Below are 15,703 nucleotides of genomic sequence, written 5' to 3' on the forward strand. Positions count from 1 at the left end.
TAAGAACAACTTTGTCATGGCATCTTATGAGTGGCTACGGCCTACAGGAATACCACCAAATAATAAATAAACCCCAAGGAGGCCTTACCATGGCGAAACCCGATGACCGCTCAGACAACGCAAAAAAAATCAAAAACGCCATTGAGAACACGCGACACAACATCCAAGAAACCAATGCTTATTTAGACGAGCATGCCGAAGAAATTTCCAGCACGGAAGTAAATAATTTGCAGCAAAAAAACACAAAACGCAAAAGAGCGATCGAAGGATTTGAAGAAGAATATCATGACGAGACTTAAATGAGCGTATGAAAAAAAGAGCCTTCACAGGCTCTTTGCAAGTACATATGTATGGCGGAGAGAGAGGGATTCGAACCCTCGCACCGCTTACGCAGTCTAACCCCTTAGCAGAGGGTCCCCTTATAGCCACTTGGGTATCTCTCCAAAAGAAATGGCTCCCCGAACAGGACTCGAACCTGTGACAACTCGATTAACAGTCGAGTGCTCTACCAACTGAGCTATCAGGGAATATTTCGAAAGTGACATAAATTAATTTATCATGATTAGGAAACGATGTCAAGTCCCTTTTATGGAATAAAGTTGAAGTCGACCTTGGCATTTCCCGCAAGCGTATCGACGGGGGTCTATTCGACGTTTACGCAAATAAGACATCCCACACAGCTCACAAATTAGCTTATAACGATAAGGCTCGGTTTTCCTTTTGGGTTGAATGGTCGTAGGCAGGTTTTTGCAAAACCGGCTTCCCCCTACTTGCTCGAGCAATGCCTTAAACTCTGGATCTCGATGCTGATACCCTCGCTTCTGAAGATGCAGATGATAATGGCATAATTCATGCTTGATGATTTTTTCTACTTCTTCGGGGCCATGCGCCTGCAATTGATACGGACTGATCTCAATATCATGGCTCTTTAGAAAATAACGCCCGCCCGTGGAACGCAGCCGAGGATTAAATCTGGCGCGATGCCGAAAAGGTATCCCGAAGAACTCCAATGAAATCCGTTCAATCCAAACCTGTAATTCCGCGTCATTCACAGTCCATCTCCCCTTCCAATGCTCGTCCGCTAACTCTTGAATTGTAACGTCAACTTAGGCTACACTGTCAAGTAGGATCGAAAATCGAGGGGAGATTTACCATCATGCCGAAGATGCGATATATTATTCTGCAACACCAGAATCATCTTGAATTTATTGAAATGCCTAGCGATTACGCTTATCAATTAAGTGCGCTGAACCTACGCCTGAACAAAGAAGTCAGCAAGCTTACCGCAGCTGAGGTACCTGTTCTACCACTAGCGATCGCCGAGTGCGATACCCTGGAATTACTGCAAGAAAGCTCGAAGATCGAGAACGGTCTTAACTATATTAATCGCTTAGAACAATCCTTCGCTTCCGTCGAAGAGAAAAGCTACCCGTTGATTTCCTTACTTACCGAAATCCGTGCGCTTCAAGCGCAATTGGAACAATGGTACGAGGAAGAAGCAGAAGCATAATCCTAAGCGATATCTGATTCGGACATGCACGGAATTCCACCCCTGCCCATATGGTAGTATTACACCAGGTTTTGGGGGGAGGAAGTGCAATGCCGCAATGGCTGTGCAATCAACTCATGAAGGCCTTCCATAAGAAAGATCGCAGGCAAATTAAACTACTGAATGATTGTTGGTTCTTCTATTCGCGAAGATCGATGTCTATATCCGAAGAATCGTCCAAAATGTAACAGGGTAGCGCCCATGACTTCTTAGGAAGTCACTCGGGACGCTACCCTGTTTTATGATAAGGTTGATATCTCTACGATGGCTTGCGCATGGTAAGACCTACGCGGCCTTTCTTCAAATCGACATTCAATACCCACACGGTCACATTATCGCCAACCGAGACGACATCCATCGGATGCTTCACGAAGCGATCGCTCAGCTGCGAGATGTGGACAAGGCCGTCATTCTTAATCCCGATATCGACGAAGGCACCAAAATCGATCACATTCCGAACCGTACCATGCAGCTCCATGCCTGGCGCTAAGTCTTCGAGTTTAAGCACATCCGTACGGAAAATCGGCGGCGGCAATTCCTCCCGCGGATCGCGTCCAGGGCGCTGCAAGCTATCCAGAATATCACGTAAGGTTGGCACACCTACGCCTAATTGCGTGGCAATTGTCTGCGGTTCCACCGCCGCTAAAGTCGAGGCAAGCTCCTTCGAACCCACTTGTTCCAGCTCCATGCGCAATTCTTGGAACAATTGATCCACGACTGCATAAGATTCAGGGTGAATCGGCGTCTTATCGAGCGGATTATCACCATCCGAAATCCGCATAAAGCCAATGCACTGCTCATAGGTCTTCGCCCCTAAGCGAGGTACTTTCTGAAGCTGCTTCCGCGAAGTGAACTTCCCATGCTCTTCACGGTATTTCACGATGTTCTTCGCAATTGTACTGTTCACGCCTGCCACGTATGACAAGAGCGACGGCGAAGCGGTATTCACATCGACACCGACATGGTTAACCGCAGATTCGACGACAGCACCGAGACTTTCTTCTAGCCGTTTCTGTGTCACGTCATGCTGGTATTGACCAACACCAATGGCTTTGGGATCGATCTTCACGAGTTCTGCAAGCGGATCTTGCATCCGGCGAGCAATGGACACTGCGCTGCGTTCCGCCACGTCCAATTCCGGAAATTCTTCTTGAGCGATTTTGGAAGCCGAATATACACTTGCGCCCGCTTCACTAACGATTAAATACTGCATCCCGCGGTTCTTCAGCTTACTCATCACATCAACAACGAATTGTTCCGTCTCCCGGGACGCCGTACCATTCCCGATCACGATCAGCTCAATATCATATTTCGCAATGAGTCGGTTGAATGTAGCTTCCGCTTCCGCTACTTTGTTGTTCGGCGGTGTCGGATAGGTAACGGCAACTTCGAGCAATTTACCGGTCTCATCGACGACAGCTAACTTACAACCTGTCCGAAAGGCTGGATCGACGCCTAAGACACATTTTCCTTTTACAGGCGGTTGAAGCAGTAAATTACGAAGATTGCCGGCAAAAATTTGAATCGCTTGCTCCTCCGCTTTTTCCGTTAATTCATTCCGCACTTCACGTTCAATGGACGGTGCAATCAGACGTTTATACGCATCTTCAATAATGGTATTCAACACATCGGTTACGATGGTAGTTCCGTGAAGGACACGCTTGCCCATATAGGCATGTATCCGATCGTTCTGCACATCAACGGCCACCTTCAGAACATCCTCACGTTCCCCCCGGTTAATGGCTAACGTACGATGCGGCGGCAGCTTCTTAATCGGTTCTTGGTAAGCATAATACATTTCATAGACGGATTCTGCCTCGGCATCCTTCGCTTCGGTACGCAGCAAGCCTTGATCAATGGTATATTGCCGTACCCATGCGCGAATGGCAGCATCATCTGCAATCATCTCCGCTAGAATGTCCATGGCACCCTGCAAAGCTTCCTCTGGACTCGATACACCCTTCTCTTCATCGATATATCCGGTTGCCTCTTGCATCACATGGCCTTGTTTGGGCTGTGCCCAAATCCATAAGGCTAACGGCTCCAGCCCTTTTTCCTTCGCAATGCTCGCGCGTGTCTTCCGTTTCTGACGATAAGGACGGTATAAATCCTCGATTTCTTGAAGTTTCTCCGATGCAATGATGGCCTTCTGCAGTTCCTCGGTCAATTTCCCTTGCTCATCAATAAGGCGAAGAACCTCGCGTTTCCGCTCTTCGAGGTTACGGAGATATTGAAGACGTTCTTCAATCGAGCGTAGTTGATTCTCATCCAATTCTCCCGTCATTTCTTTCCGGTAACGCGCAATAAACGGGATCGTATTGCCTTCATCCAGCAATCCAACCGTTGTACGTACCTGTTTTGCGGCTAGCGATAGCTCTTTTGCCACTTGTTTGACAATGCGTTCGAGCTCTGCCGCCTTCATTTCTTCCGTCTGCAATCCTGCATCGGTCGTCTTTTCTGCCATCCACAATCCCTCACTTTTATCAACATCATACATTCTATTGTCTCAAAATGACAAAAAAAAACAAGGGTACGAAAAACCCTCGCATTGTTGCAGCATTAAAACTCGATCAACCCAATGCTAATTTGTAGAGCGTCGTCTACTTTACGCATGGTATCCTCGTCGAGATGAGTAATCTTATCGGTAAGTCGCTGCTTATCGATGGTTCGAATCTGTTCGAGCAAAATGACAGAATCCCGATCAAATCCATGGGTCTCTGCATCAATTTCCACGTGTGTCGGCAGCTTCGCTTTTTGGATTTGCGCTGTAATAGCCGCTACAATAACCGTTGGGCTGAAGCGATTGCCGATGTCATTCTGGATAATCAATACAGGTCTTACCCCACCTTGCTCCGAACCGACGACAGGCGAGAGATCCGCAAAAAATACGTCGCCACGCTTCACTATCAATGGTTACACCCCGCTCACTAAACGTCCAAGAGTGTCCTCTGCATCTTCCTCCGCATAAAATGCTTCCGATGCCATGGTCAAATTAATCTTGGCCATTTCCATATAGCCACGTTGCATCGATTCCCTGATATAACGTTTCTTACGATCCATTAAATACAATTTCATGGCTTGACGGATAAATTCACTACGGTTGGAGTTTTCTTTTGCTACGATCCCATCCACTTCCTGCAACAAATTGTCCGGTAGACTAATCATGATTCTTTTCGTGTTCTGAATATTGGACACCTTTACTCGCACCCCCACAAACTTTCAACAACAATTAATACCAGTATGTCGATAACGAAGTAAATTTATACAAAAGAATATATATGCTGTATATATACTATCTATGATCACTGTACAAGCATACTCTCGCGAATCGAGTACTTATCGACTTCTTCCCCCTACTACATTCTAGAAACGGGGACCAAACTCCTCTAACAAATGACAAAGTTTTTACTGGTAAATAAATACTAAGTATATCAGAGCAATCGATTGTCTATATCCATCGGCTGTCCATCTCGTGTATAGACTCTTGCTACTCGGCTAGCCAGCATACAGACGAACTCATAGTTAATCGTACCTGTGTGTGCGGCTAGCTCTTCGACCGTGATCGTCTCTTCCCCTTGGGAACCGACAAGAACAACCTCTTCACCAGCTTCGATATTCATTTCTTCCATTTCACTTAGCTGCACCATACATTGGTCCATGCAGATGTTCCCTAATACAGGCACACGTTTGCCGCGTACCAATACTTCAACTTTTCCGCCCATCATACGGGAGAATCCGTCAGCATATCCGATCGGCATCGTCCCAATGATCTCACCATTTCGCTTCGTCACATACTTCTTGCCATAACTGATGCCATATTGTTCAGGCAATGACTGAACGCGGACCAGTTTTGTTTTCAAGGATAATACAGGTTTCAAATCTACCCGATCTTGCTCCACCTCATCGGATGGATACAAGCCGTACAGACTGATGCCAAGACGCAGCATATTGCCTGTCAATTCAGGCAGGTCAATTCCTGTTGCGCTGTTACCTGTATGTATAATCGGAATAACAATCCCCAAGGCTTGCAGCCCATCTACCATATATTGAAAGCGACGATACTGCACCATCGTATAACTCTTGTCACATTCATCCGCACACGAAAAATGCGTAAACATGCCTTCAAGCTCCACTTGGGGCATTTGTTGCACGGATGCTATAAATGCAAGTGCATCTTCCCCTGGTAACAGACCGAGTCGTCCCATACCGGAGTCTATTTTGACATGCACCTTTAATTTCTTCTCATCAACAGGCAATTGAGCAATCGCTTCTGCCACTTCCTGGCTGAATACGGTCAATGTCACGTTAAATTGTTGTGCGACGGTTACGGCTTCTGGTGCCGTATAACCTAACACGAGGATCGGCGTCTTGATGCCCGCCTGGCGTAATTGAATCGCTTCATCTAGAAAGGCAACGCTCAAATAATCAATGCCAAGTCGTTCCGCTTCGCGTGATACACCGATCGCGCCATGCCCATAAGCATTCGCCTTCACACAAGCCAGCAGCTTCGTTGATGGTGAAATCGCACGACGAAACGTCTCTATATTATGTTGTAATGCATCTAATGATATCTCAGCCCATGTCGGGCGGTAATATGAATCCAATGATTCCACCTTCTTTTCACAGTACACATGCCTATTCCAATTATTTAATCGTAACGCCATGGAACTGTCAATGCAATGCGCTGTTTTATGGATATGAAACCATTAAATGCTAATTATGTGCATATAGTATAGACAAAAGGCTGCGCCCGAAGCATTTCGTCTGCTTCTTGGCCCAGCCTTCATTTAAGTACGTTTTCGTGCAGCTTTCAAGTTACTTGCCTGACTGATCTGCCAATGAGTTCGCAATGTTGACCATTTCGGCCTGCGGCAAATCTGCGCTCGTTAATTTGTACATAATGCCTTCATTCGTCCATGTCAACGTTCTTTGTTCGGTTCCCGTTAGTAAGCCGACGGTGTAGTCAAGCTGTACGCTATCACCTTCGATTAATGCGACTTCACGATCCTGCGGTCTGGATTCATGAATCGTATAGTTGTAGGTTCCAGCATAGCGAAGAAGCACCGAATGATTACTGTCATCTTTCATTTGAGAATAATCTTGAAGCACGACACCGTTTGGCACGTATCCTGGCTCAATAATACCGAAAGGCCCTAGAACCTTCGTTGGCGCTGCTGTTTCTTGGCTTGGCTCTGTCGTTGGTTCTGTCGTTGGTTCTGTTGTAGCCGTGCCATCTGTCGATGGAGTTACGGCATTCCCGTTCTCATCCACTTCATTCAACGCAGGCAGCGAATCCACGTTCATACTTGTCATGTTCCGCTGCATTTCGAAGGAATCCTTCTCAAATTGCGCATTGAAAGCAAATTGATCGAACTTCACTTCGACGACGACATTGGAATTGGCATCTGTCACTTGAACTTGCTGTGGCGCATACGTTTCTTTATTTAACCAAATTTTCTGCCGGACAAGCGAGCTCGTCTGGTAATTGGCTAGCACATCGAACACGTAAGACTCTTTCTCCGAAGCGAATTGACGCGCGTTGTCTGATAGAATGCTTTGGACCAATGTTTGATACAGATAGACCTGACCTTGCTTCTCTGGCCAGTCGCTTTGGAATCGGAAACTTTTGTTCAGGCTAGGCGTCAGCACGAACACTCCTTCATCGTTACGCAGGACGATTTGGGTAATATCCTTTTTTGCATTTTTGAGGGCAATCCGATAGTACGATGGGTTCTGGTACCAGACTTCCACTTGATACTCTTGTGGTTGTTGTCCAGTATACAGCTTCATCGTTCCTGTTCCTTGATAGCTCTGCAACTTGCTGACCACATGATCCAAATCCTTGACGATCGATGCTGCATCTTTTGTTCCGCATGCTGATAACAACAATGTTACGCATATCACGATGGCTGTTATCCATGTGATCCGACGCATGAAATCATCCCCTCTGCACAATTGTTAATTCATTGATACATGTCTATGAGGGACCTTGGCCAATTATGCAGACAAACATGACGAGCATGACAAGCATTTCTTTTTGCTAGGAAAATTACCCTTAATCGGGATTACCTCTACAACATAAAAAATGCACCTCATACCCCATCCATCGACAAATCTTCATTTGCCTTATGTATGAGATAGAGGTGCATCGTACGCCAATGGCTTAAACATCTCTAGGATTATCCTTCGGGATCAACTGATAGATGTCTCCGCTCTCCAACGAATCAATCAATCGATTTAACCACAGATAATAGCCTACCGCTTCTTCCATCTTCCGCTGATCTTCCATTAGAACACGTCGAATCGCGTCCTCCTCCGGTACATCCTGTATTAATTTTTGCATCTCCTCAATGGATTTGCGAAATATTTGAAGACTGGTCTCCACGGATTTTCTCCACTCGATGGCAAAGTAATCCGTAAACGTCTGGAACCAATCGTACTCTACTTCATAAAGATCCTTGCGAGAGCCCTTCTCCCACACCTTGTTGACCATCTGTAAATCTAACAACGTGCGTACGCTTGTGCTCATACTCGTCTTACTCATCTTCATTTCTTGGCCCATCTCGTCCAATGTCATGGGCTTGTCCGCAAAAAATAACAGACCGTACAAATGGCCCGTTGACTGGGTCACGCCATATAAATCCATGCTCCGGCCAATGGCTTCGATCACGCGTTTGCGTATTTTGATGACTTTGTCTTGATGCTCCTGGCTTAAATGGTCCAAGCTCATTGCTTGTAACCTCCTATTCTCAATCCATCCCGTTGTTGATTCTTCACCCACCAAATCCTCACAAATTTCTACATGTTTATCCATGATTATGGTGAATATAGTTATACCGCGTTTTATGCAGTTTATGCCTCTATAACGCCTTTGTCTATTGTAAGGAATGTCAAAAAAAATGTAAAGATACGCTTTGATTAGTTTGTACAGTTTTTACTGTACGTTCTAAATATACAGTATTTTTACTTGATATATTGTTCCCCTGTTTGTTACAATTAGTAGCGTTACTTTTGAAAATCAGGTAAAAACTGTGAATATAAGGAGTGAATTGCATGACGATTTTGGAAGTCAAAGACGTAAGCAAGCTCTTTGGTCCAAATGCAGAACAAGGTGTCAGCCTGCTTAACCAAGGCTATACCAAACAACAACTAGCAAAAGATAAACATATTACCGTCGGCGTCAATCGCGTCAACATGGAGATCCGTGAAGGGGAAATCTTTGTCATTATGGGTCTGTCAGGGAGTGGGAAATCCACCCTCGTACGGATGTTGAACCGACTCATTGAGCCTACCTCCGGCCAAATTCTTGTTCATGGCAAAGATATTATGAAAATGAACAAAGAACAGCTTCGGCAAGTTCGCCGCAAAACCATCAGCATGGTATTCCAGAGCTTTGCGCTATTCCCTCACCGCACAGTCCTCGAGAACGTGGAATACGGACTCGAAATTCAGAAAGTCAATAAATTGGAGCGCAAAGAAAAAGCGCTCAAATCCCTTGAACTCGTCGGCCTGAAGGGCTGGGGCGATAAAATGCCTAACGAACTCAGCGGCGGGATGCAGCAGCGTGTCGGTCTTGCCCGGGCGTTAGCGAACGATCCCGAAGTATTACTGATGGACGAAGCATTCAGCGCACTTGATCCACTCATTCGCCGCGATATGCAAGATGAATTGCTTGAACTACAAGATAAAATGAAACGGACGATCGTCTTCATAACCCATGATCTAGACGAGGCTCTCCGGATCGGAGATCGCGTCGCTTTGATGAAAGACGGATCTGTTGTGCAAATCGGGACACCCGAAGAAATCATGATTCATCCGGCGAATCGATTCGTCGAGAAATTCGTTGAAGATGTCGACTTGTCCAAGGTGCTTACTGCTGCCCATGTCATGCGTCGTCCAGAGACGATTACCTTAGATCGCGGTCCGCGGGTGGCACTCGGTCTGATGCGCGATATTGGGATTTCCAACTTATTCGTCATCAACCGCTCGAAGCAATTGCTTGGGGTCATTACAGCAGAAGACGCATCGAATGCCCTCAAGAACAATCAAACTTTACAGGATATCCTTATCACGGATGGCCCTCGGGTCACTCCAGAACGTCTCATAGGCGAACTATTCGAAATCACAAGCTCCAGCAAAGTCCCGTTGGCCGTGGTAGACGAGAACGAGCGCCTGCTTGGCGTTATTGTTCGCGGTGCTGTCCTCGGAGCGCTTGCTGGTGAGATCGATCTCAAGGAGGTGAATCAGCCTCATGCCTAGGATTCCATTAGCCGAGTGGGTTCAACGTATTGTCGAATGGATGGCTGATCATTTAGCAGGTCTGTTCGATGCCATCTCGTTAATCATCGCGACCGTCGTAGACTTTATATCCTGGTTGTTTCTGTTACCGCATCCGTTCTTATTCATTGTGATCCTTGGGATCATCGCCTATTTTGCGGGACGGATGTCACTCGCGATATTTTCCATGGTCGGGTTTCTTCTTATTTATAATCTGGGTTATTGGACGCAAACGATGGATAGCCTCGCTTTGGTCATCACATCTGGTCTGATTTCGATTATTATCGGGGTTCCCCTCGGGATTCTCATTGCTTACCGGCCAACCGCTCGCAAAATTATCGTCCCCATACTGGATTTTATGCAGACCATGCCTGCCTTTGTCTACTTACTTCCTGCGGTGACGTTCTTCAGCTTAGGGGTCGTTCCGGGTGTCATTGCTTCCGTCATTTTCTCTATTCCACCAACGATTCGCCTCACGCAGCTTGGCATTCAACAAGTTCCTGAGGCATTAGTCGAAGCTGCGAATGCGTTCGGATCAACTTCCTTCCAGAAGTTATTCAAGGTTCAACTTCCGCTCGCTATGCCTACCTTGATGGCCGGAGTCAATCAGACGATCATGTTATCCCTATCCATGGTTGTTATTGCTTCGATGATTGGTGCGCAAGGGATCGGTGCCGAAGTATATCGTGCGGTAACGCAATTGCAGATCGGGAAAGGGTTTGAAGCCGGGCTCGTAGTCGTGATCCTGGCCATCGTGCTCGATCGTCTCAGTCAGAATATTTTCAAAACAAAGGCAAGATAATGTTTCTCTCTATTGGACCAAATGAAAGGAGTGTCATATATGAGAAGAAAATCAACGCTCCCTGTGGTGCTCAGCTTATTAACGCTTGTCGTGCTCTTATCTGCTTGTAATCCAGAGCGCCGAACGCTAGGCCAGACCATTCCAGGGAAAAATAAAAATACTTCATTGGCTGAAAGCTCAATAGGCCAACAAGTAGATTATCAAATCATTGGTATCGACCCTGGGGCAGGGATTATGAAAGCAGCCCATAAAGCACTGCAAGATTATGAGCTGAACGACTGGACCTTGGTAGAAGGCTCCGGGGCTGCCATGACAGCAACGTTGGACAAAGCCATCAAGACGAAAAGTCCGATCATTATTACGGGCTGGACACCGCATTGGATGTTCTCCAAATACGATCTGAAGTATCTAGAAGATCCGAAGAAATCGTTCGGTGAAGCCGAAGAAATCCATACCATGGCAAGACTTGGACTCAAAAAAGATAAACCAACTGCCTATGAGTTCTTAAGCCGGTTTAAATGGACAGCCGATGATATGGGAGAAATCATGACGGCTATCCAAGGCGGGAAGCCAGCAGAAGCAGCGGCAAAGGCTTGGGCGGATTCGCATCCTGACAAAATAGAACCTTGGATAAAAGGGTTAAAGCCTGTGAACGGAGATGCCTTGCGTCTTGGCTACGTGGCGTGGGATTCGGAGATTGCGAGTACAAACCTGCTCAAAATTGTTCTCGAGGAGAAACTTGGCTATAAAGTTACTGCGTTACAAGTAGAAGCAGGACCGATGTTCACGGGCGTAGCCAATGGGGATGTCGATGCTATGGCTGCGGCTTGGTTGCCTCTAACCCATGCGGACTATTGGGATCGTTACAAGGATCGCCTCGATGATCTCGGAGCCAACATGACAGGTGTCAAAACCGGGTTTGTTGTTCCTGCCTATGTTGATATTCAATCCATTGAAGATTTGAAAAAATAAGGACATATCGTCGGACGGTTGCAGCACGGAACCGTCCGACTTTTTATGTTATAATGTGCAGCAAGCAGTATGTCACTACATATATAAGGAGAGATATTGATGAACCTACAAAATAAAACAGCCCTAATTACAGGCGCCGGCAAAGGAATTGGGAAAGCTCTAGCTGAAGCACTAGCTAAAGAAGGCACGCACCTCGGTCTCATCGCTAGAACCGCTTCCGATCTAGAACAGCTTCGCGCTTCTCTGACGGAAACATACGGTGTCCGTGTAGCCATTGCCACAGCCGATATCGCAAATCAAGGCCAAGTTGAATCCGCTGTGTCGACTCTTGTCCAAGAGCTGGGAGCCGTAGATATCCTTATTAACAATGCAGGAATGGCTAGCTTTGGTACGCTCGTAGATATGGACCCGCAAGAATGGGAACGTATCATTCAAGTGAACTTAATGGGGACCTACTATGCGACTCGCGCAGTCCTCCCCGCACTTATCGCACAGAATAGCGGGGCCATCATTAATGTGTCTTCGACCGCAGGCGAACGCGGATTTGCAACAGGTTCAGCCTATAACGCATCGAAGTTTGCTGTCATGGGATTAACAGAAGCCCTCATGCAAGAGGTACGCAAGTATAACATCCGTGTAACGGCTCTTACACCAAGTACGGTTAATACGGATCTCGCTGTTAACGCAGGCCTTAAAATCGGTGATGAAGACCGTATGATGCAGCCTGAAGATGTCGCAGAACTTGCGCTCGCTACATTAAAATTATCCGACCGTGTATTCGTCAAAACCGCGGGGATCTGGACAACAAATCCTCAATAAACCAAACAACGCCCCTATCGTGCATGACATCACGATAGGGGCGTTCCTGTATTAATTAAGCTTGTCCACGGATTGCATCATGGCAGCCATTTCCGCGCGTGTTACGGCTTGCTTAGGTCGGAAGGTACCGTCTTTATACCCACTAATAATGCCGTAATCTGCTAAGGATCGAATGGCTTCCGCTGACCAACGATCTCTGCCCACGTCAGAGAATTTCAGCGTACCTGAAGTGGATGGGGTTAACTCTAAGACACGAGATAACATCACTGCGAGCTCTTCCCTTGTAACGGGTTGATTAGGTCCAAAGCTGCCATCTGCACGCCCGCCTATCATCCCCTCTTGCTTCGCAATTCGGATATCAGCCGCTGCCCAATGGTTAGCCGGGACATCCCAATACAATGAAGTCGATGATCTTTGATCTAATGTTGCCCCCGTCATCCGCACCAGCACTGCAGCTGCTTGTGCCCGGGATAAGGAGCTGTTCGGCTGGAATAAATTCGATGCCGTACCCGTCATCCATCCTTTATCCGATACAAATTGGATGGAAGATTCCGCCCAATGACCGATAATATCCCGAAATGTAGAATTATTAATCCATGCCGTGTAATAATCCCATATAGAATCGGCTTCCTCATTCAGACTCCAGTTCCCGGCGCCTTTTAAGTCATACTTTTGCACGAGACTTAATTTCGCTTGGATCGATCGATCATTCTCATACCATACGGTATACGAGCCAGCCGTTAATTTCTTTCCATGCACACTCGTTCCAGGATCGCCTGCAGGAATGACGAACGACGCTTTGGCCGATTGGCTATTCTCATCAAAGACTTTTTTTCCGCCATATTTTTGGACCAATTGGTCTACGACGGTGTTCTGAATCCCTAGTCCCTTTATGCTTCCATCTGATTTCCAATAACGTCCGTAGAATGGAATCCCGATGACGATTTTTTCGCTGGGCACATATTTCAAGGCCTGTTGGATCGATTTCTCCACAAATGGCAAACTAGAAACAGGTCCAGGATCACTGCCTTCATAGCTTTCATCATACGTCATGAACATGAGGTAATCACTTGCTTTGCCGAGAGCGGCATAATCGAACGAACCAAACCAATCGCCCTCCCAGCCTTCTGGATTGGCTGCTACAGCAACCGACACTTCCTTCTGGGCTGGTATGGCAGCACGAAGCATTTGTACAAATTGGGTAAATGCATCCTTCTCTTTACCAGTAATATTCTCAATGTCTACATTCACACCGTCTAAGTTATAGGTCTCAATCGCTTTTGCAATTTGTTTTACGAGTGCTTCTTTATTATTCATAGCAGCGATACCCACATTCCGGTCCCAATGATTACTGAGGAATGGAACGACTTTCATCCCCTCTTGGTGCATCGCGGCAATGAAGTTTTTGTCCAATGCCGCTGTTAACTGTAAGGAACCATCCGGATTCAAGTCAAAATAACTCGGAGACACCATATCCAAGCTGCCGTTGGTCTGATTCACGGCTTCGATATACTTATCGGGATGGCCGAAATAGATATAAGACATGACAAACTTATGATTCGCTGCTTCTGCGGCAGGACTACTCGTTAACGTTAATCCTATTAATGATAGACCAATAATAGCTCCCTTTATGTATTTCTTCATATGCATACTCATCTTCCTCTCTGTCACCAGTTAATCTAGCAACCTATTCTATCTTGACATTTGAAAACTATTAGGAACAAGTAATAAATATTGGTAATCTAAGTTGTATCATCTGACATAACCTGTCGAAAAAGGGGCTAAAATTGTGTTTTGCCTCCATTCATGTTACCGTTAAATCATTGATGAACATAGGAATGAACACTACTCTGGAGGGAAATCCATTGCCTAACATTTACAAAAACCTAACAGAACTCATTGGTAACACACCATTGCTGGAACTTACCAATTACAATGCAAGCTTGCATTTAGGAGCGAATATTATTGCAAAGCTTGAATATTTCAATCCTGCGGGAAGCGTGAAGGACCGGATTGGATTTGCCATCATTAAAGACGCTGAGGAACGCGGATTGTTAAATAAGGATTCTGTTATTATTGAATCGACAAGCGGAAATACGGGGATTGGTCTTGCCTTTGCTGCCGCTGCACTTGGGTATAGATTAATTATCACGTTACCTGAAGCTTATAGCATTGAGCGTAGAAAATTACTTAAAGCACTAGGGGCAGAGCTTGTACTTACCCCTGCTACGGAAGGAATGACCGGTGCCATTCAAAAAGCCGAAGAACTTGCTGCTGATATTCCCGGCGCGTTCATTCCACAGCAATTTGACAACCCGGCGAACCCTGCCATCCACCGCGAAACGACAGCGGAAGAAATATGGAGAGATACGGACGGCAAGGTAGACATTGTTGTAGCCGGTGTCGGCACGGGCGGAACCATTTCGGGTGTAGGAAGCGCGTTGAAGGAAAAGAATCCAGCGATTCAAATCATCGCTGTCGAGCCTTCCGAATCCGCTGTTCTATCCGGAGGAAAACGCGGCATGCACGGTATTCAAGGGTTAGGGGCCGGGTTCATCCCTGGGAACTACAACGGGGATGTTGTAGATGAAATTATCCCAGTTAAGAGCAATCACGCTTACGAAACCGCTCGGATACTTGCGAAACGCGAGGGACTATTAGTCGGTATCTCATCGGGCGCAGCTGCTTATGCGGCAACGATCATCGCCAAGCGTCCTGAGAATAAAGGAAAGACCATCGTGGTGGTATTACCGGACACTGGAGAACGTTATCTCTCCACTCAATTATTTGACGAAGAATAGTTAACAATTTCGTGAATTTTAAAAATAAGCGAAAATCGAAGATTTTCAGTGATATTTCGCAATGCAATTTCTTGAGCAGGCGTACTCGCCTGCTCTTTATTCTACGCTCATCCCACTTCCTTCACATAATAGACAAGGAATGTTCAAAGATACTCCTTTAATTTCCTCTTATTTCCTCTTGTTTTCACCCTGTTTCCTTATTATTATTGGTTATGACTTCCAGAAACAGCAGGTTTACCGCTTTCAATTGTGACGGAATATTGATAATTGTTCTTTTTATCACAATTATGAATAAAAATCAAAATCACGGAATTCGGCGTTTTTCTGTGATATTTAGCACATTTCCGGGTTTTATTCATTTGAAAGCTTAAAAACCTTCTTGTAAAAATGGGAAATTATTGCTGCGTTGGTATTCTCTCGTGTTTGTTTTCAGTTCATTTTCTGACTACGATGAAGTATAGAAAATTGTTCTCCTAACGAATA

General features: G+C 45.9%; 14 protein-coding genes, 2 tRNA genes and 1 pseudogene. 7 read left to right on the forward strand and 10 right to left on the reverse strand.

Annotation, left to right across the window (positions count from 1 at the left end):
- The first annotated feature begins 89 nt into the window (after positions 1–89).
- Positions 90–299: a small acid-soluble spore protein Tlp gene (locus BVG16_RS25115; protein ID WP_078501953.1), complete on the forward strand. Its 210-nt coding sequence runs from the start codon at positions 90–92 to the stop codon at positions 297–299.
- Between the two features lie 52 nt (positions 300–351).
- Here BVG16_RS25115 and BVG16_RS25120 read toward each other — a convergent pair.
- The 3 genes from BVG16_RS25120 to BVG16_RS25130 form a co-directional block, all read right to left on the reverse strand.
- Positions 352–443: transfer RNA gene (locus BVG16_RS25120), tRNA-Ser, on the reverse strand.
- 8 nt (positions 444–451) lie between these two features.
- Positions 452–527 (reverse strand) — tRNA-Asn (locus tag BVG16_RS25125).
- A gap of 48 nt (positions 528–575) precedes the next feature.
- Positions 576–1,052, reverse strand: a complete 477-nt coding sequence (locus tag BVG16_RS25130; RefSeq protein WP_078501954.1) for a SprT family protein — start codon at positions 1,050–1,052, stop codon at positions 576–578.
- Between the two features lie 104 nt (positions 1,053–1,156).
- Here BVG16_RS25130 and BVG16_RS25135 point away from each other — a divergent pair, with 104 nt between their 5' ends.
- Together BVG16_RS25135 and cmpA are read left to right on the forward strand one after the other, a co-directional pair.
- Entirely contained in the window at positions 1,157–1,510 is a 354-nt protein-coding gene (locus BVG16_RS25135; protein ID WP_078501955.1) for a hydrolase/acyltransferase, read from the forward strand.
- A gap of 89 nt (positions 1,511–1,599) precedes the next feature.
- A complete protein-coding gene (gene cmpA / locus BVG16_RS32530) occupies positions 1,600–1,737 on the forward strand; it encodes a cortex morphogenetic protein CmpA (RefSeq protein ID WP_144027486.1) in 138 nt (45 codons plus the stop codon).
- A 71-nt stretch (positions 1,738–1,808) separates the two neighbouring features.
- On the opposite strand, the gene BVG16_RS25140 is transcribed toward cmpA, so the two are convergent.
- The 6 genes from BVG16_RS25140 to BVG16_RS25165 form a co-directional block, all read right to left on the reverse strand.
- Positions 1,809–4,013 (reverse strand): Tex family protein, encoded by a 2,205-nt coding sequence (locus BVG16_RS25140; RefSeq protein ID WP_078502075.1) that lies wholly within the window; start codon positions 4,011–4,013, stop codon positions 1,809–1,811.
- 95 nt (positions 4,014–4,108) lie between these two features.
- Positions 4,109–4,459 (reverse strand): type II toxin-antitoxin system PemK/MazF family toxin, encoded by a 351-nt coding sequence (locus BVG16_RS25145; RefSeq protein ID WP_078501956.1) that lies wholly within the window; start codon positions 4,457–4,459, stop codon positions 4,109–4,111.
- 3 nt (positions 4,460–4,462) lie between these two features.
- A complete protein-coding gene (locus BVG16_RS25150; RefSeq protein WP_078501957.1) occupies positions 4,463–4,744 on the reverse strand; it encodes a CopG family ribbon-helix-helix protein in 282 nt (93 codons plus the stop codon).
- A 236-nt stretch (positions 4,745–4,980) separates the two neighbouring features.
- Positions 4,981–6,153, reverse strand: coding sequence for an alanine racemase (alr, locus tag BVG16_RS25155; protein ID WP_078501958.1), 1,173 nt, complete (start codon positions 6,151–6,153; stop codon positions 4,981–4,983).
- Positions 6,154–6,364: 211 nt separating this feature from the next.
- Complete coding sequence (locus tag BVG16_RS25160) at positions 6,365–7,483, reverse strand: outer membrane lipoprotein-sorting protein (RefSeq protein WP_078501959.1); 1,119 nt, start codon at positions 7,481–7,483, stop codon at positions 6,365–6,367.
- A gap of 229 nt (positions 7,484–7,712) precedes the next feature.
- Positions 7,713–8,279 (reverse strand): GbsR/MarR family transcriptional regulator, encoded by a 567-nt coding sequence (locus tag BVG16_RS25165; protein ID WP_078501960.1) that lies wholly within the window; start codon positions 8,277–8,279, stop codon positions 7,713–7,715.
- A 323-nt stretch (positions 8,280–8,602) separates the two neighbouring features.
- Between BVG16_RS25165 and BVG16_RS25170 the strand changes: the two genes are divergently transcribed.
- The 3 genes and pseudogenes from BVG16_RS25170 to BVG16_RS25185 all read left to right on the forward strand — a co-directional run bounded on the left by BVG16_RS25170 (position 8,603) and on the right by BVG16_RS25185 (position 12,419).
- Positions 8,603–9,808, forward strand: a complete 1,206-nt coding sequence (locus BVG16_RS25170; protein ID WP_078501961.1) for a quaternary amine ABC transporter ATP-binding protein — start codon at positions 8,603–8,605, stop codon at positions 9,806–9,808.
- Positions 9,801–11,600 (forward strand): annotated as a pseudogene (locus BVG16_RS34075) (glycine betaine ABC transporter substrate-binding protein). Before BVG16_RS25170 ends, BVG16_RS34075 begins: the two are co-directional and overlap by 8 nt.
- Before the next feature lie 99 nt (positions 11,601–11,699).
- The gene (locus BVG16_RS25185; protein WP_078501964.1) at positions 11,700–12,419 is read left to right on the forward strand and encodes a 3-ketoacyl-ACP reductase; all 720 of its coding nucleotides are present in this window, start codon (positions 11,700–11,702) and stop codon (positions 12,417–12,419) included.
- A gap of 51 nt (positions 12,420–12,470) precedes the next feature.
- On the opposite strand, the gene BVG16_RS25190 is transcribed toward BVG16_RS25185, so the two are convergent.
- Complete coding sequence (locus BVG16_RS25190; RefSeq protein ID WP_158081785.1) at positions 12,471–14,063, reverse strand: S-layer homology domain-containing protein; 1,593 nt, start codon at positions 14,061–14,063, stop codon at positions 12,471–12,473.
- A 221-nt stretch (positions 14,064–14,284) separates the two neighbouring features.
- Here BVG16_RS25190 and cysK point away from each other — a divergent pair, with 221 nt between their 5' ends.
- Positions 14,285–15,220: a cysteine synthase A gene (gene cysK / locus BVG16_RS25195; RefSeq protein WP_144027487.1), complete on the forward strand. Its 936-nt coding sequence runs from the start codon at positions 14,285–14,287 to the stop codon at positions 15,218–15,220.
- Positions 15,221–15,703 lie beyond the last annotated feature (483 nt).

Source organism: Paenibacillus selenitireducens (assembly GCF_002021565.1).
Lineage (GTDB): Bacteria > Bacillota > Bacilli > Paenibacillales > Paenibacillaceae > Paenibacillus_K > Paenibacillus_K selenitireducens.

Coding starts and splice junctions, on each gene's coding strand:
- BVG16_RS25170 (WP_078501961.1), top strand. CDS start 8,603: ATGACGATTTTGGAAGTCAAAGACGTAAGCAAGCTCTTTGGTCCAAAT.
- BVG16_RS25185 (WP_078501964.1), top strand. CDS start 11,700: ATGAACCTACAAAATAAAACAGCCCTAATTACAGGCGCCGGCAAAGGA.
- BVG16_RS25140 (WP_078502075.1), bottom strand. CDS start 4,013: ATGGCAGAAAAGACGACCGATGCAGGATTGCAGACGGAAGAAATGAAG.
- BVG16_RS25115 (WP_078501953.1), top strand. CDS start 90: ATGGCGAAACCCGATGACCGCTCAGACAACGCAAAAAAAATCAAAAAC.
- BVG16_RS25135 (WP_078501955.1), top strand. CDS start 1,157: ATGCCGAAGATGCGATATATTATTCTGCAACACCAGAATCATCTTGAA.
- BVG16_RS25190 (WP_158081785.1), bottom strand. CDS start 14,063: ATGAAGAAATACATAAAGGGAGCTATTATTGGTCTATCATTAATAGGA.
- cmpA (WP_144027486.1), top strand. CDS start 1,600: ATGCCGCAATGGCTGTGCAATCAACTCATGAAGGCCTTCCATAAGAAA.
- BVG16_RS25160 (WP_078501959.1), bottom strand. CDS start 7,483: ATGCGTCGGATCACATGGATAACAGCCATCGTGATATGCGTAACATTG.
- BVG16_RS25165 (WP_078501960.1), bottom strand. CDS start 8,279: ATGAGCTTGGACCATTTAAGCCAGGAGCATCAAGACAAAGTCATCAAA.